The 25,398-nt window shown below is 66.6% G+C and carries 19 protein-coding genes; 9 read left to right on the top strand and 10 right to left on the bottom strand.

Features of this window, described 5'->3' with window-relative positions:
* Positions 1–7: 7 nt before the first annotated feature.
* The gene (trhP, locus tag GEV01_RS28115) at positions 8–1,366 is read left to right on the top strand and encodes a prephenate-dependent tRNA uridine(34) hydroxylase TrhP (RefSeq protein ID WP_152809356.1); all 1,359 of its coding nucleotides are present in this window, start codon (positions 8–10) and stop codon (positions 1,364–1,366) included.
* A gap of 30 nt (positions 1,367–1,396) precedes the next feature.
* Here the strand turns inward: trhP and GEV01_RS28110 are convergent, their stop codons facing one another.
* The 6 genes from GEV01_RS28110 to GEV01_RS28085 form a co-directional block, all read right to left on the bottom strand.
* On the bottom strand, positions 1,397–3,493 hold the full coding sequence (locus GEV01_RS28110; RefSeq protein ID WP_152809354.1) for a hypothetical protein: 2,097 nt from the start codon (positions 3,491–3,493) through the stop codon (positions 1,397–1,399).
* Complete coding sequence (locus tag GEV01_RS28105; RefSeq protein WP_152809352.1) at positions 3,480–4,142, bottom strand: toll/interleukin-1 receptor domain-containing protein; 663 nt, start codon at positions 4,140–4,142, stop codon at positions 3,480–3,482. The genes GEV01_RS28110 and GEV01_RS28105 overlap by 14 nt, the downstream gene beginning before the upstream one ends.
* A gap of 8 nt (positions 4,143–4,150) precedes the next feature.
* Positions 4,151–5,020, bottom strand: a complete 870-nt coding sequence (locus tag GEV01_RS28100; protein ID WP_152809350.1) for a Tll0287-like domain-containing protein — start codon at positions 5,018–5,020, stop codon at positions 4,151–4,153.
* Positions 5,021–5,155: 135 nt separating this feature from the next.
* Positions 5,156–5,788 carry an FxDxF family PEP-CTERM protein gene (locus tag GEV01_RS28095; protein WP_175023257.1) on the bottom strand — a complete coding sequence of 211 codons (633 nt, stop codon included), beginning with the start codon at positions 5,786–5,788 and terminating at the stop codon, positions 5,156–5,158.
* Between the two features lie 193 nt (positions 5,789–5,981).
* Complete coding sequence (locus GEV01_RS28090; RefSeq protein WP_152809346.1) at positions 5,982–8,765, bottom strand: M16 family metallopeptidase; 2,784 nt, start codon at positions 8,763–8,765, stop codon at positions 5,982–5,984.
* A 97-nt stretch (positions 8,766–8,862) separates the two neighbouring features.
* A complete protein-coding gene (locus GEV01_RS28085; protein WP_152809344.1) occupies positions 8,863–10,509 on the bottom strand; it encodes a M28 family metallopeptidase in 1,647 nt (548 codons plus the stop codon).
* Between the two features lie 204 nt (positions 10,510–10,713).
* On the opposite strand from GEV01_RS28085, the gene GEV01_RS28080 reads away from it, so the two are divergent.
* Together GEV01_RS28080 and GEV01_RS28075 are read left to right on the top strand one after the other, a co-directional pair.
* Positions 10,714–11,676 carry a DUF2167 domain-containing protein gene (locus GEV01_RS28080; RefSeq protein ID WP_152809342.1) on the top strand — a complete coding sequence of 321 codons (963 nt, stop codon included), beginning with the start codon at positions 10,714–10,716 and terminating at the stop codon, positions 11,674–11,676.
* 4 nt (positions 11,677–11,680) lie between these two features.
* Entirely contained in the window at positions 11,681–12,394 is a 714-nt protein-coding gene (locus GEV01_RS28075) for a site-2 protease family protein (protein ID WP_152809340.1), read from the top strand.
* 13 nt (positions 12,395–12,407) lie between these two features.
* Here GEV01_RS28075 and GEV01_RS28070 read toward each other — a convergent pair whose 3' ends face one another.
* Complete coding sequence (locus tag GEV01_RS28070; protein ID WP_152809338.1) at positions 12,408–13,808, bottom strand: GntP family permease; 1,401 nt, start codon at positions 13,806–13,808, stop codon at positions 12,408–12,410.
* 158 nt (positions 13,809–13,966) lie between these two features.
* Between GEV01_RS28070 and GEV01_RS28065 the strand changes: the two genes are divergently transcribed.
* Together GEV01_RS28065 and GEV01_RS28060 are read left to right on the top strand one after the other, a co-directional pair.
* Positions 13,967–15,178, top strand: a complete 1,212-nt coding sequence (locus GEV01_RS28065) for a TIGR04552 family protein (protein ID WP_152809336.1) — start codon at positions 13,967–13,969, stop codon at positions 15,176–15,178.
* Positions 15,179–15,255: 77 nt separating this feature from the next.
* Entirely contained in the window at positions 15,256–16,275 is a 1,020-nt protein-coding gene (locus GEV01_RS28060; protein ID WP_152809334.1) for a hypothetical protein, read from the top strand.
* Between the two features lie 47 nt (positions 16,276–16,322).
* Here the strand turns inward: GEV01_RS28060 and pepN are convergent, their stop codons facing one another.
* The 3 genes from pepN to GEV01_RS28045 all read right to left on the bottom strand — a co-directional run bounded on the left by pepN (position 16,323) and on the right by GEV01_RS28045 (position 21,437).
* On the bottom strand, positions 16,323–18,959 hold the full coding sequence (pepN, locus tag GEV01_RS28055) for an aminopeptidase N (RefSeq protein ID WP_152809332.1): 2,637 nt from the start codon (positions 18,957–18,959) through the stop codon (positions 16,323–16,325).
* A 68-nt stretch (positions 18,960–19,027) separates the two neighbouring features.
* Positions 19,028–21,085, bottom strand: coding sequence for a S9 family peptidase (locus GEV01_RS28050; RefSeq protein ID WP_152809330.1), 2,058 nt, complete (start codon positions 21,083–21,085; stop codon positions 19,028–19,030).
* Between the two features lie 88 nt (positions 21,086–21,173).
* Positions 21,174–21,437 (bottom strand): hypothetical protein, encoded by a 264-nt coding sequence (locus tag GEV01_RS28045; RefSeq protein WP_152809328.1) that lies wholly within the window; start codon positions 21,435–21,437, stop codon positions 21,174–21,176.
* 102 nt (positions 21,438–21,539) lie between these two features.
* Between GEV01_RS28045 and GEV01_RS28040 the strand changes: the two genes are divergently transcribed.
* The 4 genes from GEV01_RS28040 (at position 21,540) to GEV01_RS28025 (ending at position 25,382) form a co-directional block, all read left to right on the top strand.
* Positions 21,540–22,118 carry a TetR/AcrR family transcriptional regulator gene (locus tag GEV01_RS28040; RefSeq protein WP_152809326.1) on the top strand — a complete coding sequence of 193 codons (579 nt, stop codon included), beginning with the start codon at positions 21,540–21,542 and terminating at the stop codon, positions 22,116–22,118.
* A gap of 87 nt (positions 22,119–22,205) precedes the next feature.
* The gene (locus tag GEV01_RS28035; protein ID WP_152809324.1) at positions 22,206–22,916 is read left to right on the top strand and encodes an SDR family oxidoreductase; all 711 of its coding nucleotides are present in this window, start codon (positions 22,206–22,208) and stop codon (positions 22,914–22,916) included.
* Between the two features lie 363 nt (positions 22,917–23,279).
* Positions 23,280–23,852 carry a hemerythrin domain-containing protein gene (locus GEV01_RS28030; protein WP_152809322.1) on the top strand — a complete coding sequence of 191 codons (573 nt, stop codon included), beginning with the start codon at positions 23,280–23,282 and terminating at the stop codon, positions 23,850–23,852.
* Between the two features lie 123 nt (positions 23,853–23,975).
* Positions 23,976–25,382 carry an MFS transporter gene (locus GEV01_RS28025; RefSeq protein WP_152809319.1) on the top strand — a complete coding sequence of 469 codons (1,407 nt, stop codon included), beginning with the start codon at positions 23,976–23,978 and terminating at the stop codon, positions 25,380–25,382.
* Positions 25,383–25,398 lie beyond the last annotated feature (16 nt).

Here is a 25,398-nt window from a genome sequence, read left to right as displayed (position 1 = left end):
CGCCGCCATGCTCCAAGCACCCGAACTCCTCCTCCCCGCCGGCTCGCTGGCCAAGATGCACGCCGCCTTCGATTTCGGCGCCGACGCCGTCTACGCAGGCCAGCCGCGCTACAGCCTGCGCGTGCGCAACAACGACTTTTCCACGCTGCAAACGCTGCAGGAAGGCATAGACGGCGCGCATGCGCGCGGCAAGCAATTCTTCGTCGCCTCCAACATCTTCGCCCACAACGCCAAGCTCAAGACCTACCTGCGCGACATGGCGCCGGTGATCGCGATGAAGCCCGACGCGCTGATCATGGCCGATCCCGGCCTGATCATGATGGTGCGCGACCAGTGGCCGGACATGCCCATCCACCTGTCGGTGCAGGCCAACGCCGTCAACTGGGCCGACGTCAAGTTCTGGCACCGCATGGGGTTGACGCGGGTGATCCTGTCGCGCGAACTGTCGCTCGACGAGATCGAGGAAATCCGCCAGCGCTGTCCGGAGATGGAACTGGAAGTGTTCGTGCATGGCGCGCTGTGCATTGCCTACTCGGGCCGCTGCCTGCTGTCGGGCTACTTCAATCATCGCGATCCCAACCAGGGCACGTGCACCAACTCCTGCCGCTGGGACTACAAGGTGCAGCAGGCCGCCGAAGACGCCAGCGGCGACCTCGGCGCGATGCAAACCATCCCGCTGCGCTTCGAGCAGGCGCTGGAGCAGGCCGAACAGCCATGGTCGTCGCTGCACCAGCAGCCGCGCCACCCGCTGGCCGACCAGCCCTACCTGATCGAGGAGACCGGACGGCCGGGGCAGCTGATGCCTATCCTGGAGGACGAGCACGGCACCTACATCATGAATTCCAAGGACTTGCGCGCGGTCGAGCACATCGAGCGGCTGGTGAAGATAGGCGTCACCTCGCTCAAGGTCGAGGGCCGCACCAAGTCGCTGTACTACGCGGCGCGCACCGCCCAGGTCTACCGCCAGGCCATCGACGACGCCGTCGCCGGGCGGCCGTTCGACATCGGCCTGCTGGGCCAGTTGCAGGGCCTGGCCAACCGCGGCTACACCGACGGCTTCTACCAGCGCCACCACACGCAGGCGCACCAGAACTATATGCGCGGCGCGTCGGAGGCGGAGCGCAGCCAGTATGTCGGCGATGTGCTGGGCATGCAGGACGGCTGGGCGCGGGTCGAGGTCAAGAACCGCTTCGCCGTCGGCGACCGCATCGAGGTGATCCACCCCGGCGGCAACCGCGACCTGACGCTGACGCGCATGCGCGCCGACGACGGCAGCGACATCGCGGTGGCGCCGGGCAGCGGCCACTTCGTGCACATCGAACTCGACCCGGCCCTGGACGGCGCGCTGCTGGCGCGCTACCTGTAGCGGCGCAGTTGTTCGCCCGTTGTTGGCCCGCTAGCGCCCGTGCCAGTTCAGGCGGCGCTGTTGGTAGGCCGCCAGCCAGCCGGCGTTCTCGTCCAGCACGGCCTTGCCCAGCGCGAACGCGAGGTCGCGCGCGTGGTGTTCCTTTTCCGCGTTCGAACAGGGCGCGCTTTCGCTGCGCAGCAGTTCGGCGTCGGCGCGGCCGTACAGCTTGTGCAGCTGCTCGGCCTGGGCCGCCGTTTCGCCGTGGCCCATCTTGGTGGCCAGCGACAGCCAGGCGGCGCCGACGCCGGTCGCCAGCTTCATGCCGGCCAGCAGCAGGATCAGCGGCAGCATGTGGCTGCGGCCGAACACCAGCGTGGTCGCCAGCGCCGCCAGCGACATCATCAGCGCGCTGAGCAGCATGTTGTTGCCGATCGCGACAGCGCGCGCGTGCTGGCGCCGCCGCCAGCGGTTGCCGGCGCCGCTCAGGTAGGCGCGCTGGTCGTCGATCCAGCCGCGCAGCACGCCGCGCGCCGCCAGGCCCGGCACCGGCGGCGCCACCAGGCAGGCGTCCAGCGCGTGGCGCACCCAGCCCATGCCGCCGCCGGCGCGCTGCGCGCAGTGGTCCGTGACCAGCGACGATTCGCCGGCGCACAGCCAGTACATCTGGCAGCGCAAGCCTTCGGCCAGCGCGCGGTAGTCCAGGTAGGCATTGCGCCGGCGCGACAGCGCCACCCACAGATAGGTGCCGACCGCGCACATCGCGCCCGAGGTGAACACCACCGACTCCACCAGTTCGCCGTGGGTGCCGCTGGCCAGTCGCAGCGTCGGCGCGGCCGAGGCCATGATCACCGCCAGCGCCATGAAGCGCCAGCGATAGCGCCACCAGCGCTTGGCGCGCTCGGCCTGCACGTCGGCCACGCGAAACGCTTGCAGCAGCGGCGCCAGGCCGGGACGCTGGGCGGCCGGCAAGGCGGCCGGTAACGCGGCCGTTACGCCGGCCGGCAAAGCCGCCGCGCCCTGCCCCAGGCTGTCCAGGAAAGCGCCGCCGCTGGCCTCCAGGCTGGCGGCGTAGCGCTGCGCGGCGTCGGCGTCGCTCGCCAGCAGCGCCTGCCGGTGCAGGCGGTTGAGCAGGTCGATCTCGCGGCCGGCGGCGTGGGTCCGGTACAGCACGGCCAGCGTCGGCGCATCGAGCGTGCGCTGCAAGCGGGTTTCGGTGTGCGCCACGGCGTCGCGCCAGGCGCGGTGCTCGGCCCAGCGTTCGCAGGCGCGGATCGGCGCGCGCAGCCAGGACCGCAGCGTGGGCGCCAGCACGCCGGGCCACTCCGGCTGCGGCGCCATCCAGTGCGCCACGGCCTCGCCGTCGCGTGCGCCGGCGCGCAGCAGCCGCGCGCCGCCCGCCGCCGAGGCGGCAGGCAAGCCGTCCGACGACGACTGGGCGCGGCGGCTGTACAGATGCAGCAGGTTGCCGCGCGCCGGCTCGGCGAAGCGGCGCCGGCTGCGCCGGTGCGGATCGCGTTCGACGCCGTGCAGCAGCGCGTGCACCAGGTCCAGCGTGCCGCCGGGCAGGCGCGGAAACTGTTCGCCGCCGCTCTGTCCATCCCACACGGCCAGCAGCAGCTGGGCGTGGATGCCGAGGTAGCGGGTCAGCTGCGCATACGCCGCTTCGGCCCGCGTCATCGGCGTGCCCAGCAGCGCGGCCGGCGGCGCCGGCGGTATCACGAACACCTTGCCGGCGCAGGCGCTGTAGCGCTGGCAGCGCGCGGCGAAGGCCAGCCGCCCGGCCTCGAAGCCGGCAGGGTCGCGCCGCGCCTCGGCCTCGCCGCCGGCCTGCTCGCGGCAGTAGTCGTCGAACGGCATCGGCAAGGCCACCACCAGCTCGATGCGGCGGCCGCCCTCGCCTTCGCGCGCGGCGCAGGCGCGCTGCAAGGCCAGCACCTGTTCGGCGAACAGCTGGTCGGCGCCGTCGGCCAGCGCCGACAGGAAATGGATGGGGGTGTGCGGCAGCGCCGCCGCGATCAATTCGATGGACTGGTACAGCTGGGCGGCCACCGCCGGCACGTCGTCCGGATGCAGGTCGCGGTGGCCGGAGACCGCCACCACGAAGGGCAGCGCGTAGGGTGGCGATGCGTCGTCAGCCGGCGCCATGGCAGCGGGTGAGGAAGCGCTGGCGTTCGGCGGCGTCGTCGATTTCCTGCGCCAGCGCCGCCACCAGCTGCTTGCGCGACGGCGCCGCCAGCATCGCCCGCCGCACCAGGTGGCTGGCGATCGGCCCCAGCTCCTGCGCCAGCGCGCGCTCGATCGCCGCCAGCGCGTCCGGCGCGATGGCGATGGCGATGGCGATGGCCGGTGCGGCAACGCTGGCCGCTACGGACGCCGGCGCGGCCTGCGGCAAGCGTTCCAGCAGCATCGCCACGCAGTGGCACAGTTCGTCCAGGTGCTGTTCCAGGTCGCCGGTGATGGCGTCGAGCCAGTGCTGGGTGCTGATGAAGTATTCCAGGCTCTTCGACAGCGGCACGTTCTCGATGCGGAACGGCAGCACCATCAAGCCCTTGTTGACCGCGCGCTCGACCTCGCGCCGCACCTGCGGCGAATTGTTGGCGCTGGCCGAAAAGATCAGCACCAGCATCTTGGCCTGGTCCATCGCGTCGATGATGGATTCGGCCCAGTCGTCGCCGGGACGGATATCGCGCGGCGCCACCCAGCAGCGGATGTCGGCCGCTTCCAGCCGATGGCAGATGGCGTCGGCAAACACCTTGTCGACGTGGGAGTGGCTGAGGAAAACGTCGACGCCCATCGCGCGCCTCAGGCCAGCAAGGCCATGGCTTTTTCCAGGCTGCGGCGCAGGCGGTTGAAGGCCTGGCCCAGCACGGCGATCTCGTCCCTGCCGCCGGCCGGGAACGGTTCGACATCCATCCGCCCCGCGCTGACGGCGTCGGCGATGTGGCTGATGCGCCGCACCGGCCGCAGCACCAGCAGGTAGAACATGGCGTTGAGCGCCAGCAGCAGCGCGCCGAAGGTCAGCGCCATGCCGCCCATGATCAGCGTGTAGGCGCGCTCGGCTTCGCGCTGCGGCACCGCCAGCGGCACCGACACGATCTGGCTGCCGATGGTCTCGCCCAGCTTCCAGCCGAAGCCGTTGTTGACGCCGTACAGCGCCTTCATCGTGGCCGGCGCGGCGTCCGGCGTGCTGTGGCAGGCCAGGCAGCGGCCGTCGCTGATGCGGATCGGCCGCGCCAGGTAGAGCGACGGCCCGGACGGCGTCTGGCGGTCGCCGATCACTTCCTTCAGTTCGGTGTGGTCGCGGAATTGCCGCACCACGTCGGCCTCCCAGTCGGCCACCCGGTCGCGCGGATTGGTGGGGTTGAGCGCCGCTTCCTTGTAGCTGAAATCCGGGTGCGCCTGGTGCAGCTTGTTGAAGCTTTGGGTGGCCGCGTAGGACGGCACCGACTGCGGCAGAAAGGCCGTCAGCATGCCGGCCGCCAGCAGCGGCTTGACTTCGTTGGTGGTGTATTCGCGCGCGGCCATGGCGGCGTCCATCATCAGGCTGGCGTGGGACACCACTTCGCGCCGGGCGTTATCGCGCAGCACGTCGCGCGTCATGGCGGCGGTGGCAAACCAGCCCAGCCCGAATATCAGCAGCAGCAACAGGTTGAATTTGTACAGCAGCTTCATGGATCTATACCTGTGCTCGGAAGAATGCTTTAATACTAACATGAAATTATGACAACCCTTCGGCCTTGCGCCGCGCCGCCATAAAAAAAAACCGCCGGCGCAACGCCGGCGGTTTTTTTGATGATGTGCAGCTTGCTAGTCAGCCCGGCGCGCGCGCTGGCGGCGGGCAGCCAGTCCCAGCAGGCCGAGGCCGGCGGCCAGCATCGCGTAGGTGCCCGGCTCCGGCACGGCGTTGACCGCCACGTTGTCGATGAAGGCGGTGGCGTCGTATTGGGTCTGGCCGGCAAATCGCAGCATGGTGGCGCCGGCCGCGGTGAAGGTCAGCGACTTGGCCATCCAGCCCGCCCCGTAGCCGACCGTCTCGACGCTGAGCACATTGCCGCCGACGGAGACTTCATAGACTTCGGTGGGGCCGCCGTAATTGCCGCGCCCGGCGTCGATCCAGGACAGCGTGTAGGTGCCGGGGGCCAGGTTGAGCATCTGTTCGGCAACGCTGGTGCCCTGGATGCCGATCAGCACGTCGCCGGCGGGCGTGTTCGGATTGCCCCATGGGCCGCTGTTCGACAGCATCAGCGGGAAGTAGCCGCTCCAGCCATTGACGCTGCCGCAATCGTAAGGACCGCCGAGGTAGCAGTAGGAGCCGGTCGGCAGGCTGAAGCCGGGATCCTCAAAACTGCCGTTGACCACCATATTGGCCGCCTGCGCGGCGCCGCCCAGGCTTAATGCGGCCGAGGCCGCCAAAAGCGCGGTGAGGATCGTCTTGTTCATGGCTGCTACTCCTTGCGTAGGGGGGGACAAAAACCGATGACGCCTAGAGATTTCAGTAAACCATATTCGATGCATTTTGTACACATAAATTATCAAAATACAATTAAAATTGCGACACGGGAAATGTTCCGCTACATCTGCGCCACAAAAAAAATCCCCGCACCAGGCGGGGATTCTGTCGGGCATCGAAAACTTACCGGACCGGCTTGCCGTCAACGTCGAGCTTGCGCACTTCGCCGAGGTTCAGCGCGCGCACGCCGGCCTCCACCTTGCTCATGTCGCCCACCACCAGCCAGGTCAGCTTGCCCGGCGTGACGGTGCGCGCCGCCAGCGCGTTGGCCTGCTCCGGCGTCATCGCCAGCACCTTGCCGGTGAAGCTGTTGTAGTAGTCGGCCGGCAGCTTGTACTGCAGGATGGTGCTGTAGGCGCCGGCCAGCTGGCCCGCCGTCTCGAACGAACCCGGCAGGCGCAGCGTTTCGTTTTCCTGCGCGCTGCTCAGCTCGGCCGCGGTGATCGGCTTGGCGCCGGCGATATTGGCGTATTCCTGCACCAGTTCCTGCAAGGCCGCGCCGGTCTTGTCGGTCTGCACCGGCGAGGTGCTCAGGTACAGGCGCTGGCCCACGGCCGGCTGCAGGCTGGCGCCCACGCCATACGACCAGTGCTTGTCTTCGCGCAGGTTCATATTGATGCGCGAGCTGAAGCTGCCGCCGAAGATGTTGTTGACCACCTGCAGCTGCACGGCGTCCGGCGCATTGCGCGGCGGCGCCAGTTGCGCGGCGTAGATCACGCTTTGCTGCGCGCCCGGCTTGTCCATCAGGTAGACCACCGGCTTGTCGGCCGGCGCGACCTGGGCCACGTTTTTCTGCGGCACCGCGCCGGCCTTCCAGCCGCCGAAGGTTTTTTCCAGCAGCGGCGTGATTTCCGCCAGCGTGGTGTCGCCCACCACCAGCAGCGTGGCGTTGTTCGGCTTGAACCAGGTCGCGTGGTATTTGACCAGGTCGTCGCGGCTGATGCGCGCCACGGCGGCCTCGGTGCCGCTGCCGGTCAGCGGCAGGCTGTAGGCATGGCCCTGGCCGTAGATCAGGCCCGGCATCACGCGCAGCGCCATCAGCTGCGGATTGCTCTTCTCGCGGGCGATGGCGGCCAGCCTGTCCTTCTTCAGGCGGTCCAGTTCATTTTGCGCGTAGGCAGGATGCAGCAGCACGTCGGCGTAGATGTCCAGCGCCTTCGGCAGCGTGGCCTTGAGCGCGTTGAGCTGGACGAAGGCGCCGTCCAGGTTGCTGTAGGCGCTGTACTCGGCGCCCAGCGCTTCGAACTCTTCGCTGATCTTCAGCGAGCCGCGCGTCGGCGTGCCCTCTTCCAGCATGCGCAGCGACAGGCTGGCCAGGCCGGGCAAGTCTTGCGCGTCGGACGCGTAGCCGGCATCGACCATCATGGACAGATTGACCACCGGCGCGCTGTGGCGCTCGGCCAGCACCACCTTCAGGCCGTTCGACAGGGTGGCGCTCTGCATGGCCGGCAGCTTCAGCGATTCAGGCTGGCCCAGCGCCGGCGGCGCGCTGCGGTCCAGCTTGGCGCCGGCGGACAGATTGGTCGGGAAGGGCTGCACATCCAGCACGTAGTCGCCGTCGGCCAGCCATTCGTTCATCGCCTGCTTGATGGCGGCCGGCGTGGCGGCCTTGATCGCCTTCAGGTAATCCTTGTAGCAGTCCGGCTTGCCGGTGTAGGTGGCGCAGGACGCCAGCAGATCGCTCTTGCCGCCGAAGCCGCCCACGCGCTCGACGATGCGGGTGTAGCGCGCCAGGATCGCGGTCTTGGCGATCTCCAGCTCGGCCGCGGTGGGGCCGGACTTCATCAGCGCGCGCAGCTCTTCGTCGGCGGCCTGTTCCAGCTTGCGGGTGTCGGCGCCGGGACGGGCGGTCAGCGTCAGGTCGAACTGGCCGGCGATTTCCGACGAGTCGTTGCTGGCGCTGGCGTTGGTGGCCAGCTGGTCCTTGTACACCAGGCGCTTGTAGAAGCGCGACGTCTTGCCGCCGCCCAGCACGTGCGCGGCCAGGTCCAGCAGCGGCTCGGTCGCGGTGTGCGCGCCCGGCACGTTCCACACGCGGTAGATGCGCGCCTGCGGCACGCGGTCCTGCACGGTGCCGCGATGGGTGCCGGTGCGCTTGGCCACCCACGCCTCATGCTTGGCCAGCGGCGGGCCGGCCGGGATCTCGCCGTAGTATTTCTCGACCTTCTCGCGCGCCTGTTCCGGCGTGATGTCGCCGGCCAGCACCAGCGTCACATTGTTCGGGCCGTAGTTGGTCTTGAACCATTCCTGCACGTCCGTCATCGAGGCCGCGTCCAGGTCCTTCATCGAGCCGATCACGGTCCACGAATACGGGTGGCCGGCCGGCCAGGTGTTTTCCGTCAGCAGCTGGTAGGCCACGCCATAGGGCTGGTTCTCGCCCTGGCGTTTTTCGTTTTGCACCACGCCGCGCTGCAGGTCCAGCTTCTTCTGGTCCAGCACGCCGAGCAGATGGCCCATGCGGTCGCTCTCGGCGAACAGCGTGTAGTCCAGCATCGAGGTCGGCACGTTCTCGAAATAATTGGTGCGGTCGGTGTTGGTGGTGCCGTTCAGGTTGGTCGCGCCGATGCGCTCCATGGCGTTGATGAAGGTGCCCTGGTTGAAGTGGTCGCTGCCGCTGAACATCAGGTGTTCGAACAGGTGGGCGAAGCCGGTCTTGCCGGCCTTCTCGTTCTTCGAACCGACGTGGTACCAGGTGTTGACCGCCACCACCGGGCTCTTGTGGTCTTCATGGACCAGCACGGTGAGGCCGTTCTTCAGCACGAACTTGGTGTACGGGATGTCGGGGATGCCGATCTCGGCTTTGGCGGCGTTGGCGGCTTTGGCCGGCTCGGCGGCGTGCAGCGCGCCGCCGGTGGACAACAGGGCGATCGAGGCGGCCAGGATGGTGCGGCGTAGTGACAGGGTCATGCGAAATCTCCGGATGAGGAATGCGGCTGCAAAAAAAAGCGCACCGGCATGACAGCGGGTGCGCAAGCATTCTATTGCTTTTTAATTAAATTGGCGACTATTTGCGCTTCGCCGAGCTGGCGTCGCGGATGGCGCGGAATTCGGCGTCCTGCGCCCAGTTCGGCCAGGCAGCCGAATCGGCCAGATCGCGGCCCAGGCCGTACAGCAGGCCGAGGTCGCGCGCCATGCCGGTGAACGGCCAGGCGGCGCTCCATTCGTCCGACGGCTGGTGGTAGTTGTTGGTGACATAGTCCTCTTCCGCCTTGTGGCCGGCCGCCACGCCGCCGTCTATCCAGTCGTCGCCGGAACCGAAGGAAATCGCCGGCACGCCGCGCTTGGCCAGCGGGAAGTGGTCGGAGCGGAAGAAGTGGCCCGCTTCCGGTTTCGGATCGGGCGCGTAGGCCATGTCCATCTGCTTGGCCTTGGCGATCAGCTGGTCCAGCAAGTCCAGCTTGGCGCTGCCGGAAATGGTGAAGTTGCGCGCCGGGCCGTAGGGGCTGAGCGCATCCATGTTGATCATGCCGGCCGTCTCCGCCAGCGGATACAGCGGATAGGCGGCGTAGTACTCGGAGCCGAGCAAGCCCTTCTCTTCCGCCGTCACCGCCAGGAACAGCACGCTGCGCTGCGGCGCCGGCGCCTTGCCGTAGGCGCGCGCCAGTTCCAGCAGGGCGGCGATGCCGGTGGCGTTGTCGACCGCGCCGTTGTAGATCTTGTCGCCCTTGGCGTCGGGCAGGCCCACGCCCAGGTGGTCCCAGTGCGCGCTGTACATCACGGTCTGCTCCGGATGCGTGCTGCCGATCACGCGGCCGGCCACGTTCTTCGACACGATGGTTTGCGCATCGACCGCGTAGCTGGCCGTCAGCGTCACGCCCTTGAGCTGCACCGGCTTGAAGTTGCGGGTTTGCGCCAGCTTCTTGAGCGCCTCGAAATCCTGGCCGCCGCGCTTGAACAGGTCGGCCGCGAGCTCGCGCTGTATCCACGCCTCCATCGGCGCGTGCGCCATGCCCGGCTGCTTGCGGACGATGTCGTACATGACGTTGGTGTTGGAATTCTTCACCGTGGCCCAGCCGTAGGAAGCCGGCGCGGTCTCGTGCACGATGATGGTGCCCAGCGCGCCGCGGCGCGCCATCTCTTCGTACTTGTAGGTCCAGCGGCCGTAGTAGGTCATGGCCTTGCCGCCGAAGTCGCCGATGCCGGTTTCGAAATCGGGATCGTTGATCAGCACCACGGCCAGCTTGCCGCGCAGGTCGAAGCCCTTGAAGTCGTCCCACTTGCGCTCCGGCGCGTTGACGCCGTAGCCGACGAACACCAGCGGCGCGTTGCGGAAGTCGACCTGCTTGCTGCCGTTCATGGCGGCGCGCACGGCCATGTCCTCGCCCTGCCGGAGTTCCTGGCTGGCCTTGCCGTCGCTGACGACCAGCTTGACCGGACCCTTGATTTCAAAGCGGCCCAGCGGCACATCCTGGGTCCAGCTGCGCTGGGTCTTCTGGCCCTTGAGCAGGTCGCCGCCCGGCTGCAGGCCGGCGGCCTTGAATTGTTCGATCAGGTAGTTGACGGTCTTGGTTTCGCCGGCCGTGTTGGGGCCGCGGCCTTCGTATTCATCCGACGCCAGCACTTTGACGTCTTGCGACAAATGCTTGGCATCGAACTCCGGCCCGGTGGCTGCCTGAGCGGTAGCGGCGGCGGCCAGAGCACAAATGAGCATGGTGTTTTTCAAATCTGTCTCCGTAATTATTTTTTGATTGGACTGCGCGGCAATACTGACATGAAATCAACTCGGCAGCAATCGCACGGTCGTGCGCAGCGCCTCCCTTTCTGTACCCTTTTTTCCACACTGGCCGCCACTGGAAGTAATTACCAAATACGCAATAGTTTCCTGTAAGATATAGTTTTCTTACAAGGAGTAACGATGCGCCTGATCCTCGCCACCCTGTTGAGCCTGACCCTGAGCGCGCCGCTGCTGGCCGCCGCCGCGCCCGATCCGGCGCCGGCGCCGAAAGTCACGGAGCAGCAATTCCTGGCCGGGCTGCATTTCCAGACCGGCAAGATCACCCTGCCCGGCAACATCGCCACGCTGGACCTGCCGCCCAGCTTCCGCTACCTGGCGCCGGACGACACCAGCAAGGTGCTGGTCGACGGCTGGGGCAATCCGCCGGGCGCGCAGACGCTGGGCATGATCTTGCCGGCCGACGTCAACCCGCTGAGCGCGGCCGGCTGGGGCGTGATCGTCACCTACGACAAGGATGGCCACGTCAAGGACGACGATGCCGACAGCATCAACTACGCCGAGCTGCTGACGCAGATGAAGGAAGCCATCGCCGATAACAACACCACCCGCAAGGAACAGGGCTATGCGGCGATGACGCTGATCGGCTGGGCCGAGCCGCCCAGCTACAACAAGGCGCAGCACAAGCTGTACTGGGCCAAGGAGCTGCATACCGAGGGCAGCAAGGAGAACGGCTTGAACTACAACATCCGCGTGCTGGGCCGCGAGGGCGTGCTGGTGCTCAACGCCGTGGCCGGCATGGAGCAGATCGCCCAGGTCAAGAGCGAGATGAAGAACGTCACCGCCTTCACCGACTTCACGCCGGGCAACCGCTACGGCGACTTCGACAGCAAGACCGACAAGGTCGCCGAGTACGGCCTGGCGGCGCTGGTGGCCGGCGGCATCGCGGCCAAGCTGGGCTTCTTCGGCAAGATCTTCGCACTGCTGCTGGCGTTCAAGAAAATCATCCTGATCGGCATCGCCGCCGTCGGCAGCTGGGTGTACAAAGCCTTCGGCCGCAAGAAAGCGGAAGCGGCCAGCGAAGCAACCGCCGCCGAGCCGGCCGCCAGCGAAGCGCCGGGCGTCGACCTGAGCAAGCGGGACTGATGCGATGGGCAAGCTGATCCTGTGGCTGCTGGCCGCCGGCAAGATGGGCAAGCTGCTGACCACCTGCGGCACCATGCTGGTGTCGATGGTGGTGTACAGCTGGGTGTTCGGCTGGCGCTACGCGGTCGGTTTCGTGCTGCTGATCTTCGTCCACGAGATGGGGCACTACGTGGCGGCGCGCCAGCGCGGCCTCAACGTCGGCGCGCCCACCTTCATCCCCTTCGTCGGCGCCTGGATCGCCATGAAGGAAGTGCCGCACGACGTCGAGACCGAAGCCTACGTCGGCTTCGCCGGGCCGCTGGCCGGCACCGCCGCCGCGCTGGCCTGCTACTTCCTCGCGCGCGAGAACGACAGCCGCCTGCTGCTGGCCCTGGCGTACTCGGGCTGCATGCTCAACCTGTTCAACCTGATCCCGATCTCGCCGCTGGACGGCGGCCGCATCACGGCCATCATCTCGCCCAAGGTGTGGCTGGCCGGCGTGCCGCTGCTGGCGGCGCTGTTCTTCTACAGCCCCAGCCCGATGCTGATCCTGGTGGCCGTGCTGGCCTACCCGCAGATCAAGGCGGCGATCTGGGGCGATCCCGACAAGCCGGCCCAGTACTACGAGGTGGCGCGCGACACCCGCATCAACTACGGCGTGCTCTACCTCGGACTGGTGGCCTTCCTCGCCATGATGAGCTACAGCGTGCACGGCATGCTGGACGGCACCGACGGCTAGCAGCGCTGCGCCGTCAGACCAGCCCGGTCAGGTAGTAAACCGCGATGACGAAGAACACCGCCGTCGTCTTGATCAGCGTGATCGCGAAAATCTCCTTGTAGGACTCTCGGTGCGTCAGGCCGGTGACGGCCAGCAGCGTGATGACGGCGCCGTTGTGCGGCAGCGTGTCCATGCCGCCGCTGGCCATCGCCACCACGCGGTGCAGCACCTCCAGCGGAATATTGGCCGCCTGCGCGCCCTTGATGAAGGTGTCGGCCATCGCCGCCAGCGCGATGCTCATGCCGCCCGAGGCCGAACCGGTGATGCCAGCCAGCGAGCTGACCGACACCGCCGCGTTGACCAGCGGATTGGGCACGCTGCGCAAGGCGTCGCTGACCACCAGGAAGCCCGGCAGCGAAGCGATCACGCCGCCGAAACCGTACTCGGACGCGGTGTTCATCGCCGCCAGCAGCGCGCCGCCGACCGCCGCCTTGGTGCCGTCGGCGAAGGTGGTGCGAATGCGGCCGAAGGCGGTCGCCACCACCAGCAGTATGCCCAGCAACAGCGCGCCCTCCACCGCCCAGATGCCGATGACGGTCTTGACCGGCACCGTCACCACCGCGTGCAGGCCGGGCAAGGCTTCCATGGTCAGCGCGTAGCTGTCGCCGTACCAGCCGGGGATCTGCTTGGTCAGGATGAAGTTGGCCACGCCCACCAGGATCAGCGGCGCCACCGACAGCAGCGGATGCGGCAGGCCGGTGCTGGCAGCGTGGGCGGCGTCCTTGGCGCCGGTGGCGCCGTAGCCTTCGCCGGCCGCCATCGCCGAGCGGCGCCGCCATTCGAGGAAGCTCAGGCCGACCACGATGATGAACAGCGAACCGATCACGCCCAGCCACGGCGCGGCCCAGCCTGTGGTCTTGAAGAAGGTGGTGGGAATGATGTTCTGGATTTGCGGCGTGCCGGGCAGCGAATCCATGGTGAACGAGAACGCGCCCAGCGCGATCGCGCCCGGCATCAGGCGCTTGGGGATATTGCTCTGGCGGTAGAGTTCGGCGGCGAACGGGTAGACCGCGAACACCACCACGAACAGCGACACGCCGCCGTAGGTGAGCAAGGCGCAGACGGCGACGATGACGGCATTGGCGCGCGAGCGGCCGATGTATTTGATCGCCGCCACCACGATGGATTCGGAAAAGCCGGACAGCTCGATCAGCTTGCCGAACACGGCGCCGAGCAGGAACACCGGGAAGTACAGCTTGACGAAGCCGACCATCTTCTCCATGAAGATGCCGCTGAACACCGGCGCCACCGCGCCCGGGTCGGTCAACAGCACCGCCCCCAGCGCCGCCACCGGCGCGAACAGGATCACGCTGTAGCCGCGATACGCGGCCAGCATCAGGAACACCAGCGCAGCAAGGACTATCAGAAAGGACATGCGGACTCCTTCGATTCAAATAAGATCATCTTATTGTAATGACAAACCTCAGTTCGCGTAGCTGGACTGAAAGCAGAGCGCCGCAGGTGCGGCGGTGCAGCATTGACGCTGCCCCAACTGGCTGCGATACTGAATCATCACAGCCTCAGCCTGATGCCATGTCCGAACTCAAAGCCTCGCTCAAGAGCGGGGGCAAGTTCTCGCTCAACTGGAGTTATCTCAACGCGATTGCCAATGGCGTGTCGGCAATCGACTTGGGCGCGCTGGCGTTGCGCAACCTGCACGACGCCCACCAGTTCGTGCGCGAGTACGGTTTCGACCTCGACCAGCCGGCCGCGCCGGCGCTGATACGGCGTGCCCATCGCGAGGCGGTCGACTTCATCGTCCACAGCTTCCTGACGCCGGAGCAGGCCAGGCTGATCCCGCGCGACGTCACCCATCCCGACGATCCCCTGCTGCTGCTGGTGTACGCCTCGCTGCGCGGCCAGCACGTCGACGTGCGGCGCATGTGGTCGTGCGCGGTGCTCAAGGTGATGCACGGGATTTTTTACATCGACAACAACCTCAAGCTGCGCCACTTCCACGCCATCCGCGCGCAGGTGTTCGGCACGCTCGACGAGGTGATACGCCACGACGGCGACCGCCACTACCTGACCGACGGCGAAGTCTGCCTGCCGATGCTGCACTACGACCGCAAGGACAACAAGGGCCGCAGCAGCATCCTGCTCAAGCTGCTGCAAAAAGCCGCCTACCTGGCGGCCGACATCTTCGACCACCTGGGCGTGCGGCTGGTGTTCGCCACCCGCTTCGAATGCCTGCTGGCGCTGCGCACGCTGCAGCGCGCCCATCTGCTGTCGGTGACGAATGTCGACGCCGAGCGCACCCGCAACACCTTGCTGGACCTGGAGGCGGCCAAGCAGATCTTCAACAAGTACCGCGCCCAGCTGGAGCACAGCGACGATTACCCGGCCGGGCTGCTGCAAATCATGGACGCCGAACTGGCCGAACTGGCGCAGCCGCAGACCCGCTGCGACAATCCGCACAGCGGCAGCGGCTTCAACAGCATTCAGGTCACGGTGCGCAAGATGATCCACGTGCAGCAGCTCGATGCGGGGCCGGAGCAGGATTACGATGTCGGCTTTTTCTTCGAGTACGAAATCCAGCTGATGGACGAAGCCAGCTACCAGCGCAGCCTGACCGGTCCGGCCAGCCACGACGCCTACAAGAAACGCCAACTCGACACCGCCCGCACCCGCGTGTTCGGCCGCGAGCTGCTGCGCTGGATCGAACACCAGCCGCTCAACCCGCCGCCCGCGACGGAGCGCGCCAGCGAGGCACGCATGGAAGCCGCGCCGGTCACAGGCCGCTGACAGGCCGATAGCAGGCAGCGGTGCGCCGCCGCGCCGCGCAAAGCTCTACCATCGGGTTTTAGACGGAGGGAGCGGCGATGCGCCATCCATTCCTATTCTGGCTGCCTGCCGTGCTGGCGGCGGCCTTGACCTGCACGGCCCGCGGCCAGGATGCCGGACCGCCGCGCGTGACCGTCGCGGCCACGCGCGATCCGGTCGACAAATCCTATCGCAAGATGATCGCCGGCATGGATCGATTCGAGCGCGAACATGCGCTGGCGCCGCAGGCCGCGCTGCGCTTCGAACTGCTGCCGCGCCTGCCCTCCACGCAGCTCGACGGCATCACGCTGCGCGTGGCCGGCGACACGCTGTCGCTGCCAGTCGCGGTGGCGCCCGATCACACCTTCACGCTGGAACGCAACGCCCGTGCGCTTGCGGAGGACGCGGCGCTGATCGCCAGCAGCAAGACCAGCACGCTTACCTGGCGTGCCCGCGTGCGCAGTCCCGGCGTGCCGGCCAACATGCGCCGGCTCGGCGACCTGCGGCTCGAATGCAAGGTCGGCGTGCAGGCCGGGCTGCTGTCCAACAATGCCCAGTTGTTCGCCTGGCTGGGCGAGCTGTTCACCGATCCCGACCGCGTCTGCGCTTCATTGCAAGGCAATTACCTGTTCTTCAGCGAGCGCCCCTTGTTTGCCGTCACGCTGCACGACGACGCGCGCAGCGAGGCGCTGCCGTTCGACATGCTGTACGCCGGCGGCACGCAGACCCCGTCCACCCTGCCCTTCTGCGATTGCCAGATGCTGCTGGACCGCAGCTTCTATGCGCCGCTATGGGACCGCAGTTGGTCCGACGATACGCTGCTGGAACTGCATTACCAGGACGATCCGCCCAACGCGGCCGACACCGCCGTGGCCGACGACCACCGCAGCATGCAGCAGATGCAGGCCGCGCTGGGCCCGGCCAGCGTGATCCGTTTCGACAGCGGCTACCAGGCCTGGCGCTACCGCTACCCGTCACTGACGCCAACCAAGGATGGCGAGCCGCGCTACGCCGACTTCGTCATCCTGTTCGGCCCGGACGGCATGGCGCGCAAGGCACGCTTGAGCGAACGCTTGTAAAGCCACCATGAAAAAACCCGCGGGCTTTTCAGCGCGCGGGTTGGTTTTTAGTTGAAGGTCATCGCCTTCTTGATGGCCACACAACGCTCATCTTCCTGATGCGTCACCAGCAGCGCGCGCCGCGTGCCTGCCGACAAGTCCTTCAACTTGCCAACCGCGCTCTGCAAACGCTGAACGCTGGCCGGCGTGCAGCCAGCCGGTATCATCATGTTGGCATACGAACGCATGAAGACCGGACCGGCCGCCTTGTCGATCTGCCCCAGCTGCGCCAGACGCTGGCTTGCGGTCAGCTCGTTCAACGCGCCCTGCTCGGCCGGGTACATGCTTTCCATCGCCCGGCGAATCTTCGAGAACGGCAGCTTGGTCTGCAGATCGGCGATATTGGCCAGCCACTCGGCCTTGACCTTGGCGTCCGGCTGGATCACGGTGGCGCCCAGCGCGGCGGCCTGGCCGCTGTCGGACTTGTCGCGTTCCTGCTCGGCCGCCAGCAAGGCCGCCGCGCCCGGATAGGCAAAGCGGTTCAGGCGGTTGATGATGTCCCAACGCACATCCTGGCTCACATTCAGGCCAGGCACGACCAGCTTGCCGCTGAGGATGTCTGCCAGCTGCGCCAGCGCGGCCGGGCTGCTGGCCAGGTCCAGATACGTCGAGAACCAGCGGCGCTGGAAGTTCTTGTCGCCGCTGGCGGCGTTGGTGGCGGCAAACGCCATCTGCTCCAGCTGCGGACCGACCTGGGCCTTGTAGCCGGCGGCCGACGGGCCCATCTCATCGAGGTAAGCCCTGGCGGCGCGCACCTTGCCGGTGACGTCGCCCAGCAAGGTGTAATCCTTCTCGCCCGGCGCGTTGACCAGCACGGTCTTCAGGAACTCGTTGAGCGGCAGCTTGGCGGAACGCACGCCGTCCCACAGGCTTTGCCACAGCATCGAGCGCAGCAGCGGATCGTCCACCTTGCCCAGGCTCGCCTGCGCGGTGGCGAAGGATTTTTTATCCAGCTGCACCTGCGCATAGCCCCAGTCCTGATAGTTCGGATAGACCAGATCCGGGCAAGCCGCGCCCTTCAGTTCAGGCACGGCGGTGCTAGCGCCCTGATAGGTGACGGCCAGGTTCTTGCTCAGCGTCAGGCCATCGGCGCCCAGGTTGAACAAGCCAATCTGTACGCGCTGTTCGCGCAGCGTCGGCATCGCCTTGCTCGGCGCGCTCTGGCGCAGAGTGAAGGCGCTGATCTTGCCGCCGGCGCAGCTGTATTCCGCCGCGATGGTGTTGACGCCCGGCTCGTACAACCACTGTTTGGTCCAGCCGCTCAGGTCGCGGTGCGCGGCCTCGCCCAGGGCGCCGATGAAGTCGTCCAGCTTCGCATTCTGGTACGAGTACTTGACCAGGTAGTTGTGCACGCCCTGGCGGAACACTTCCTCGCCCAGCAGGTGGCGCAGCTGCTTCAAGGTCGACGCGCCCTTGGAATAGGTGATGGCGTCGATGTTGTCGAAGGCGTTGGCGGTGGACGGCACCGGCGTTTCGATCGAGTGCGTGGTCACGCGCTGGTCCTGCACATAGGCGCTCTGCTTGGCGCCCGAGTAGAAGCCCTGCCACGCGTTGCTGAACTCGGTCGACTCGGCGGTCGCCAGCGTGCCCATGAAGGAGGCGAAGCTTTCGTTGAGCCACAGGCCGTTCCACCATTTCATCGTCACCAGGTCGCCGAACCACTGGTGCGCCATCTCGTGCATGATGACGCCGGCCAGGCTTTGCTTCTGCGCCGAGGTCATCTCGTCCTTGTACAGGAAGCCGCGCTCGGCGAAGGTGATGGCGGCGGCGTTTTCCATCGCGCCGTACAGGAAGTCCGGCACCAGCAGCTGGTCGTATTTCTCGAACTGGTAAGGCACGCCGAAGTACTGGTCGAAGAACACCAGGCCGCGGCGGGTGTAGCTGAACCAGTCCTGCGGCGACACCTGCGACGCCACCGACTGGCGCGCGAACAGGCGCATCGGATACGGACCGCTGCGGTCTTCCCACACCTTGTACGGACCGGCGTGCATGGCGAAGTTGTAGGAGCTCAGCTTCTTGGTGCGCGGGAAGGTCCAGCGCTTGGTGTTGCCGATGTCCTGGATGCCGGTCTCGCGCTTGGTCGACGACACCACCCAGTCGGCCGGTGCGGTGACGGTGATTTCATACGTGCCCTTCAGGTCGGGCTGGTCGAACACCGGGAACATCTGGTGCGCGGCGGCCGGCTCGAAGTGCGAGTAGGTGTAGACGCGGTTGTCGACCGGGTCGACCATGCGGTGCAAGCCTTCGCCATTGGTGCTGTGCAGGCGCTGGTAGCTGATGGTGACGCTGTTGCGGCCGGCCTTCAGATCGGCGGCGGCGACGGTGATGAACCACTGGTTGTATTGCGGCGTCACGGCCTTGCCGTTGACGGTCATGCTGGCGATGGTGGCCTTGTCGAGGTCGATGGTCAGCGGCGCGCTGGCGTCGCTCAGGTCGAAGCTCAGCGTGGTGGTGCCGGAGAAGGTTTCCTTGCCGGTCAGCGTGAAGTCCAGCGTGTAGTCGACATTGGCCACGCGCGCCGAACGGGCGGCGGCGTCGGCTTGCGACAGGAAGGCGTTTTCAGCGCGCGGCGCGGTGGCGGGAGCGGCGGCCTGCGCGGCGCCGTAGGCCAGCGCGATGGCGGCGACGATGATGCATTTTTTCATGGGTGTTCCTGGAATGTGGCAACGCCCGCAGAGGCTGCGGGCGTTGCGTAGTTAAACTAGTCGCTTGCTTATTTTTTCAGGTAGGTGTCGAGCCAGTCGATCACCGTGTGGTGCCACAGCACCGAGTTGGCCGGCTTCAGCACCCAGTGGTTTTCGTCCGGGAACATCAGCAGCTTGCTCGGGATGCCGCGCCGTTGCAGCGCGGTGAAGGTGCCCAGGCCCTGCGAGGTCGGGATGCGGAAGTCCAGGTCGCCCTGCACCACCAGCATCGGCGTCTTCCAGTTCTTCACTTTCAGCGCCGGGTTGAACTTCTCGTGCAGTTCCGGCACGTCGTAGTAGGCGCCGCCGTTTTCCCATTCGGTGAACCAGATTTCCTCGGTGGCGTACGCCATGCCGCGCGTGTCGAACACGCCGTCGTGGTTGACGATGCACTTGAAGCCGTCGGACCAGTTACCCTCGATCCAGTTCATCATGAAGCCGCCGTAGGAGGCGCCCAGCGCGCAGCTGCGTTCGCGGTCCAGCCACGGGAATTTCTGCACCGCCGCGGCCAAGCCTTTTTGCAAGTCTTCCAGAGGCTTGCCGCCCCAGTCGCCGCTGATCGAATCGGTGAACTTCTGGCCGTAGCCGGTCGAGCCGTGGAAGTCGATGAACACGGTGGCGTAGCCGGCGCCGGCGTACACCTGCGGATTCCAGCGGTAGCTCCACGAGTTGCCGAAGCTGCCCTGCGGGCCGCCGTGCACCAGGAAGGCGATCGGATATTTGACGCCCGGCTGCGCGTTCCATGGCTTCATCACGTGGCCGTAGACGGTCTCGCCGTTGGCGCCGGTGAAGGAGAATTGCTCGTACTCGCCGAACTTGACGTCGGCCAGCGCCTGCGCGTTCAGCGTGGTCAGTTGCGCGGCCTTGTCGGCCGTCCCACCGAGCTTGAACTTGAACAGCTGCGCGCCGGACGCCAGGTTGGCCTGCGCCATGACGACGGTGTCGCGCGCGACATCGAAGCCGCTGACGTAGCCGTTGCCGGTCAACGGCGCCACCTTGCCGCTGGCGGCGTCGATGGCGAACAGGCGGTGCTGGCCGATGTCGTCGGCGGTGGCCAGCAGGGTCTTGCTGTCCGGGGTCCAGCGGTAGTCGGCGATCGAGCGGTCCCAGCTGTCGGCGACGGTGCGCTTCTTGCCGGTGGCGACATCGATCAGCACCAGGTGGAAGCGGTCGGCCTCGAAGGTCGGCTTGTCCATCGCCAGATAGGCCAGGGTCTTGCCGTCCGGCGAGTAGATCGCCTTGGTGTCCCAGGCCTGGTTGTCGGCCGTCAGGTTCTTGGGCTGGCCGCCTTCGGCCGGCACGGTGTAGACGTCGAAGTTGGTCGACCAGGCTTCGGTGCGGCCGGCGATGCGAGCCGAGAACACCACGGTCTTGCCGTCGGGGCTGAAGTGGTATTCGTCGTGGTCGCCGAAAGGCTTGGACGGCACGTCGCCGTCGAGCATGCCGGACAGGCTGACCGGCTGCGCGCTGACCTTGCCGCTGGCGTCGATAGGCGCGGCGTACAGCACGTTGGTGCGGCCGTCGGCCCAGGTATCCCAGTGGCGCACGAACAGCTTGTCGTAGACCTTGCCGCTGGCCTTGTTCTTGCCCTGCGCGTCGAGGCGGGCCTTGCTGCAGGCGATGTCGGCGCAGTCGCGGAACACGGCCAGGCTCAGCGCCAGGCGGTCGCCCTGCGGCGACAGGCGGAAGTTTTCCACGTCCAGCGCGAGGTCGGTCACGCGCGCCGCTTCGCCGCCGGCCAGCGGCAGGCGCCAGACCTGTTGCGAGCCGGAGCGGGCCGACAGGAAGTACACAGCGTCGCCGGCCGGCGACCATTCGGGATCGCTGCTGCTGGCGTCGGCCTGGGTCAGGCGCACCGGCGCGGCCTTGGGCGCGCGCAGGTCCAGCATCCACAATTGCGTGTTGCCGCGGTTCTTGTCGATATTAGTGGAACGCACCGTGTAGACCACGCGGCTAGCGTCCGGCGACAGCACTGGGCTGCCGACGCGCTCCATCCTGACCATGTCTTCAACGGTGAAGCCGCGCGGCGCGGCGATGGCGCTGGAAGCCGCGACGGCGGTTCCCAACAGCAGCAGTGATAGTCTCATTCGGTGATCTCCGACGTTATAAGAAAAATACCGGCTGGTGGCCGGCTGTCGGCATGATACCAAGATCGCAGTGCAGCAAGCAAAACTGTTACTTAAGGCCCGACGACGATGGCAGGTTGCTGCGCTTGTATTCCTCCAGCTCGTCGGCGCGGACGGTCTGTACATCCGGATTGATCGCGCAATCGCGGCGCGCGATCGAGGTGCCGGTGCTGGCGTCCCCCCGCCGGCATTTGGCAGGCGCCGTCTGCGACGCGGTCGGCGCTTCGGCAGTGTCCACGGTGGTGGCGCAGCCCGCCAGCCATGCGACAGCCAAACCACCCAACAGCCTGGCCAGAATTTGTTTCGATAGCATATAACTCACCTTATCAAAAAATTACCAATAGATGACGCACAGCATATACCGACCACAAAAATTATTCTTGACTATTTTAAGACGACCGGTCATATTTAGCACATGGCCAAACCTAACGTCAAAGAGCAAATCGTCACCTCCAGTTTGAACCTGTTGCATAGCAAGGGGTTCAATGCCACCAGCGTCCAGGACATCACGGATGCGGCCGGCGTGCCGAAGGGCTCCTTCTACAACCACTTCACCAGCAAGGAAGCGCTGGGGCTGGAGGTATTGGAACGTTATGCCGAGGCGGCAAGCAAATACTGCGACGTGCTGGACGACGCCAGCCTGCCGCCCAAGGCCAGGATGCGGCAGTACTTCGACCTGCTGATCGGCGCCAACACCGCCAGCGACTACAACTGCGGCTGCATGCTGGGCAACTTCAGCAGCGAACTATCGAACCAGATTCCGGCCATGCGCAATGCGCTCAGCCACAATTTCGACGCCTGGGCCGCCCGCCTCGCGGTGGTGATCGCCGAAGCCCAGCGCGACGGCAGCACCCGCGCGCCGCAGCCGGCGCTGGAACTGGCCCATTTCATCATCGATGCCTGGCAAGGCGCGGTGCTGCACGCCAAGGCCGCCCACAGCCGGGCGCCGCTGGACCGCTACGCCGACATGGTGCTGAACCAGATTTTGCTGTGATGCTTTTTTTTCGGCATTTTTTAAGACGACCGGTCATATTTTTTTACCTCACGCTGTCCGCTACTTCACCCACTGAAAGGAATCACCATGAACTTCCAAGATGCCGTCGTACTCGTCACCGGCGCCAACCGCGGCCTGGGCAAAGCCCTGGCGCAAGCAGCCCTCGCCGCCGGCGCGCGCAAAGTGTATGCGGGCGCCCGCAATCCGGCCGCCGTCACGCTGGCCGGCGTCACGCCGATCCAGATCGACGTGACCAAGGAAGCGGACATCGCCGCCGCCGTGCAAGCCATCCCCGACCTGACCATCCTGATCAACAACGCCGGCATCTTCAGCGGCAGCAGCGTGGCCGGGCCCGAGGCGCTGGCCTCGGTGCGCGCCGAGATGGACACCAACTTCTACGGCCCGATGGCGCTCAGCCTGGCCTTCGCCCCCACGCTCAAGCGCAACGGCGGCGGCGCCATCGTCAACATCCTGTCGGCGCTGAGCTGGATCACCATCCCCGGCAGCGGCACCTACAGCATATCCAAGGCCGCCGCCTGGGCGCTGACCAACGGCCTGCGCGCCGACCTGCACGCGCAGAACACGCAGGTGCTGGCGGCCCACATGGGTTACATGGACACCGACATGACCGGCGGCGTCGACGCACCGAAATCGGCGCCGGCCGACATCGCCCGCGCCATCGTCACCGCGCTGGAAGCGGGCGAGGATGAAGTGCTGACCGACGACACCGCGCGCCAGGTCAAGCAGGGCTTCACCATCGCGCGCAGCGCCTACCTGGGCGAACCGCGCGCCGCCTGATCTGCGCCGCAGTGCAGCAAGGCCATGCATCGATAGGGCCGCGGTAAAACAATGCCGCGGCCGATATAAAATATTTTTGATCAACGCAAGAAATCGCGTATTTTCATGCGCAAAATAGGTGCATAATTTCCCTCTCAGTCAGGAAGAGTACGCACGATCACGACCGGCTTGACGTGTGTACATTCGTTTTCCCCGCCGGTAATCTTCGCGATGTTTGTTATTGCCACACGACCAGTTGTGAACAATTGTAAATCGACGTTGAATGAGCACGGCACGGCGCTAAGGTAACGGTCTCCACCTCGGGCGCGTCCACCCTCCAACGTTCGCCGCGCAGCCGAAGTCAGACGAAACACGGGAAACGCTATGCTTACTGCCACCTATGTCTTATTGACACTGTCTATCGAACAAAAAAAAGAACGCCACTTCATCGCGCGCCTGCTGCAATATGTGCAGTCGATCGCGCGCCGCCCGCAGGAAATCGATCCTGTGTTCATCGAATCCCAGCTCAAGGAACTGACCACCTTCGCCGAAACGCGCCACCAGCGCAAGGTCGAGGCTTGCCTGATGCCGGCCGTGCGCGCGGCGGACGCCAACTGCGGCGCGCTGCTGAACGACCTCGAATCGCTGAGCCGGCTCGGCGGCGCCATGCTCAACGCGGTGCACAAATGCCTGCGCCGCGCCATGCGCCGCAGCGCTTCGCAAGGCAAGTTCCTGTGCCGCACGGTGGACCTGTATTGCCAGAACCTGCTCAAGCGGCTCGACAAGGAAGAACAGGAACTGCTGCCGCTGGCGCAAAAGGTGATCTCCAGCGAAGAATGGTTCGAGATCGGCAGCCAGTTCCTGGCGCAGGAAGACAACGGCGCCGCCACCCAGCCGGAACTGCGCCCGCGCCGCACCCGCATCTACGGCATGGACTCCGGCGCGGCAGCGGCCTGACGCCGCCCCCGCGCTGATCTGGCGCAAGCGCGCCGCACGAGGGCGCCGCGCACTGTTGTTTTGAGTTCCGCCGCACCTTGCTAAAGCTTGCCTAAGCAATATCGTGCGGATAATATCGTCTGCATGCAGACCCATTCCGCCACCGTCCTGCACCTCCGCGGCGCCGCCGGCATGGACGCCATTTACCGCAAGATCAGCTGGCGTCTGCTGCCGCTGCTGGTGCTGTGCTACGCGGTCGCCTGCCTGGACCGCATCAACCTCGGCTACGCGCAACGGCAGATGCAGGACAGCCTGTCCTTCGGCGACCCCGTCTACGCCTGGGGCGCCGCCCTGTTCTTCATCGGCTACTGCCTGTTCGAGCTGCCCGCCAACCTGCTGCTGGAAAAAGCCGGCGCCCGCAAGACGCTGCTATGGCTGATGCTGGGCTGGGGCCTGGCCTCGGCCGCCGCCGCCTTCGTCCGCACGCCCACCATGTTCTACCTGCTGCGCTTCGTGCTGGGCGCGCTGGAAGCGGGCTTCTTCCCCGGCGCGATCCTCTACCTGACGTGGTGGTACCCGGCGCCGCGCCGCGCGCGCGTGTTCGCCGTGTTCGCCTCGGCCGCGCTGCTGGCCAACGTCGCCGCCGCGCCGCTGTGCGACGCCACGCTGACTTACCTGAACGGCGACAGCGGCCTGCAAGGCTGGCAATGGCTGCTGCTGACGCAAGGCTTGCCGGCCGTGCTGCTGGGCGCGATCGCCTGGCTGTACCTGGACAACCGCCCCGACGACGCCCACTGGCTGTCGCCGTTCGAACAGCTGATGGTGGAGCAGGACCTGGAGCGCGACGAGGCGCTGCTGCAGGCCGCCGCGCCGACGCGCCAGCCGGCGCCGGACGACGCCGAGCCGCCGTCGGACGCCGCCGTCATCGTCGCGCTGCTGCGCGACCGCGCCCTGTGCCTGTTGGCCGCCGCCAACCTGCTGCTGACCGGCGCCAGCTACGCGCTGGCCTCGTGGGCGCCGGCGCTGGTGCAGCGCTGGAGCGAAGCAAGCCATATGCAGCCTGGCCTGCTGGCCGCCCTGCCCAACTTGGCGGGCGTGGTCGGCATGATCGCCATCGGCTACGATTCGGACCGGCGGCGCGAACGGCGCGGCCACTTCATCGCCTGCATGGTGCTGGCGGCCGGCGGCCTGGCCCTGGCCATCGCCGCCAACGACGGCCTGGCGTGGTCGCTGGCCGGGCTGGCGCTGGCATCGCTGGGCATCGCCTCGGCGGCGCCGCTGCTGGTCGCCATCGTCACCGACCTGCTGTCGCGCCGGCGCGCGGCGGCCGGCATCGCGCTGGTGGTCAGCTGCGGCATGCTGGGCGGCGCCTTCGGTCCCGCGCTGGGCGCGCGCACCCAGGCCTGGGGCGGCAACGCCGCCATGCTGGCCGTGCTGATCGCCATGTACCTGGCGGCCGGCGCCATCCTGCTGCTGGCCTTGCGGCTGTCGCCGCGCCACGGCGGCCCCGATGCGCGCCATGGCCGCACCGACAAGATGGCCCGCAACTGAAGACGCAACTGAACAT

The sequence above is a fragment of the Rugamonas rivuli genome, assembly GCF_009380165.1.
Lineage (GTDB): Bacteria > Pseudomonadota > Gammaproteobacteria > Burkholderiales > Burkholderiaceae_D > Rugamonas > Rugamonas rivuli.
This window is presented reverse-complemented; position numbering and strand designations above follow the sequence as displayed.

Coding starts and splice junctions, on each gene's coding strand:
- GEV01_RS28100 (WP_152809350.1), bottom strand. CDS start 5,020: ATGAAGCTGCTGTACAAATTCAACCTGTTGCTGCTGCTGATATTCGGG.
- GEV01_RS28060 (WP_152809334.1), top strand. CDS start 15,256: ATGCGCCATCCATTCCTATTCTGGCTGCCTGCCGTGCTGGCGGCGGCC.
- GEV01_RS28085 (WP_152809344.1), bottom strand. CDS start 10,509: ATGCTCATTTGTGCTCTGGCCGCCGCCGCTACCGCTCAGGCAGCCACC.
- GEV01_RS28040 (WP_152809326.1), top strand. CDS start 21,540: ATGGCCAAACCTAACGTCAAAGAGCAAATCGTCACCTCCAGTTTGAAC.
- GEV01_RS28080 (WP_152809342.1), top strand. CDS start 10,714: ATGCGCCTGATCCTCGCCACCCTGTTGAGCCTGACCCTGAGCGCGCCG.
- pepN (WP_152809332.1), bottom strand. CDS start 18,959: ATGAAAAAATGCATCATCGTCGCCGCCATCGCGCTGGCCTACGGCGCC.
- GEV01_RS28095 (WP_175023257.1), bottom strand. CDS start 5,788: ATGAACAAGACGATCCTCACCGCGCTTTTGGCGGCCTCGGCCGCATTA.
- GEV01_RS28075 (WP_152809340.1), top strand. CDS start 11,681: ATGGGCAAGCTGATCCTGTGGCTGCTGGCCGCCGGCAAGATGGGCAAG.
- GEV01_RS28045 (WP_152809328.1), bottom strand. CDS start 21,437: ATGCTATCGAAACAAATTCTGGCCAGGCTGTTGGGTGGTTTGGCTGTC.
- GEV01_RS28050 (WP_152809330.1), bottom strand. CDS start 21,085: ATGAGACTATCACTGCTGCTGTTGGGAACCGCCGTCGCGGCTTCCAGC.
- GEV01_RS28030 (WP_152809322.1), top strand. CDS start 23,280: ATGCTTACTGCCACCTATGTCTTATTGACACTGTCTATCGAACAAAAA.
- GEV01_RS28090 (WP_152809346.1), bottom strand. CDS start 8,765: ATGACCCTGTCACTACGCCGCACCATCCTGGCCGCCTCGATCGCCCTG.
- GEV01_RS28025 (WP_152809319.1), top strand. CDS start 23,976: ATGCAGACCCATTCCGCCACCGTCCTGCACCTCCGCGGCGCCGCCGGC.
- GEV01_RS28105 (WP_152809352.1), bottom strand. CDS start 4,142: ATGGGCGTCGACGTTTTCCTCAGCCACTCCCACGTCGACAAGGTGTTT.
- GEV01_RS28070 (WP_152809338.1), bottom strand. CDS start 13,808: ATGTCCTTTCTGATAGTCCTTGCTGCGCTGGTGTTCCTGATGCTGGCC.
- GEV01_RS28035 (WP_152809324.1), top strand. CDS start 22,206: ATGAACTTCCAAGATGCCGTCGTACTCGTCACCGGCGCCAACCGCGGC.
- GEV01_RS28110 (WP_152809354.1), bottom strand. CDS start 3,493: ATGGCGCCGGCTGACGACGCATCGCCACCCTACGCGCTGCCCTTCGTG.
- GEV01_RS28065 (WP_152809336.1), top strand. CDS start 13,967: ATGTCCGAACTCAAAGCCTCGCTCAAGAGCGGGGGCAAGTTCTCGCTC.
- trhP (WP_152809356.1), top strand. CDS start 8: ATGCTCCAAGCACCCGAACTCCTCCTCCCCGCCGGCTCGCTGGCCAAG.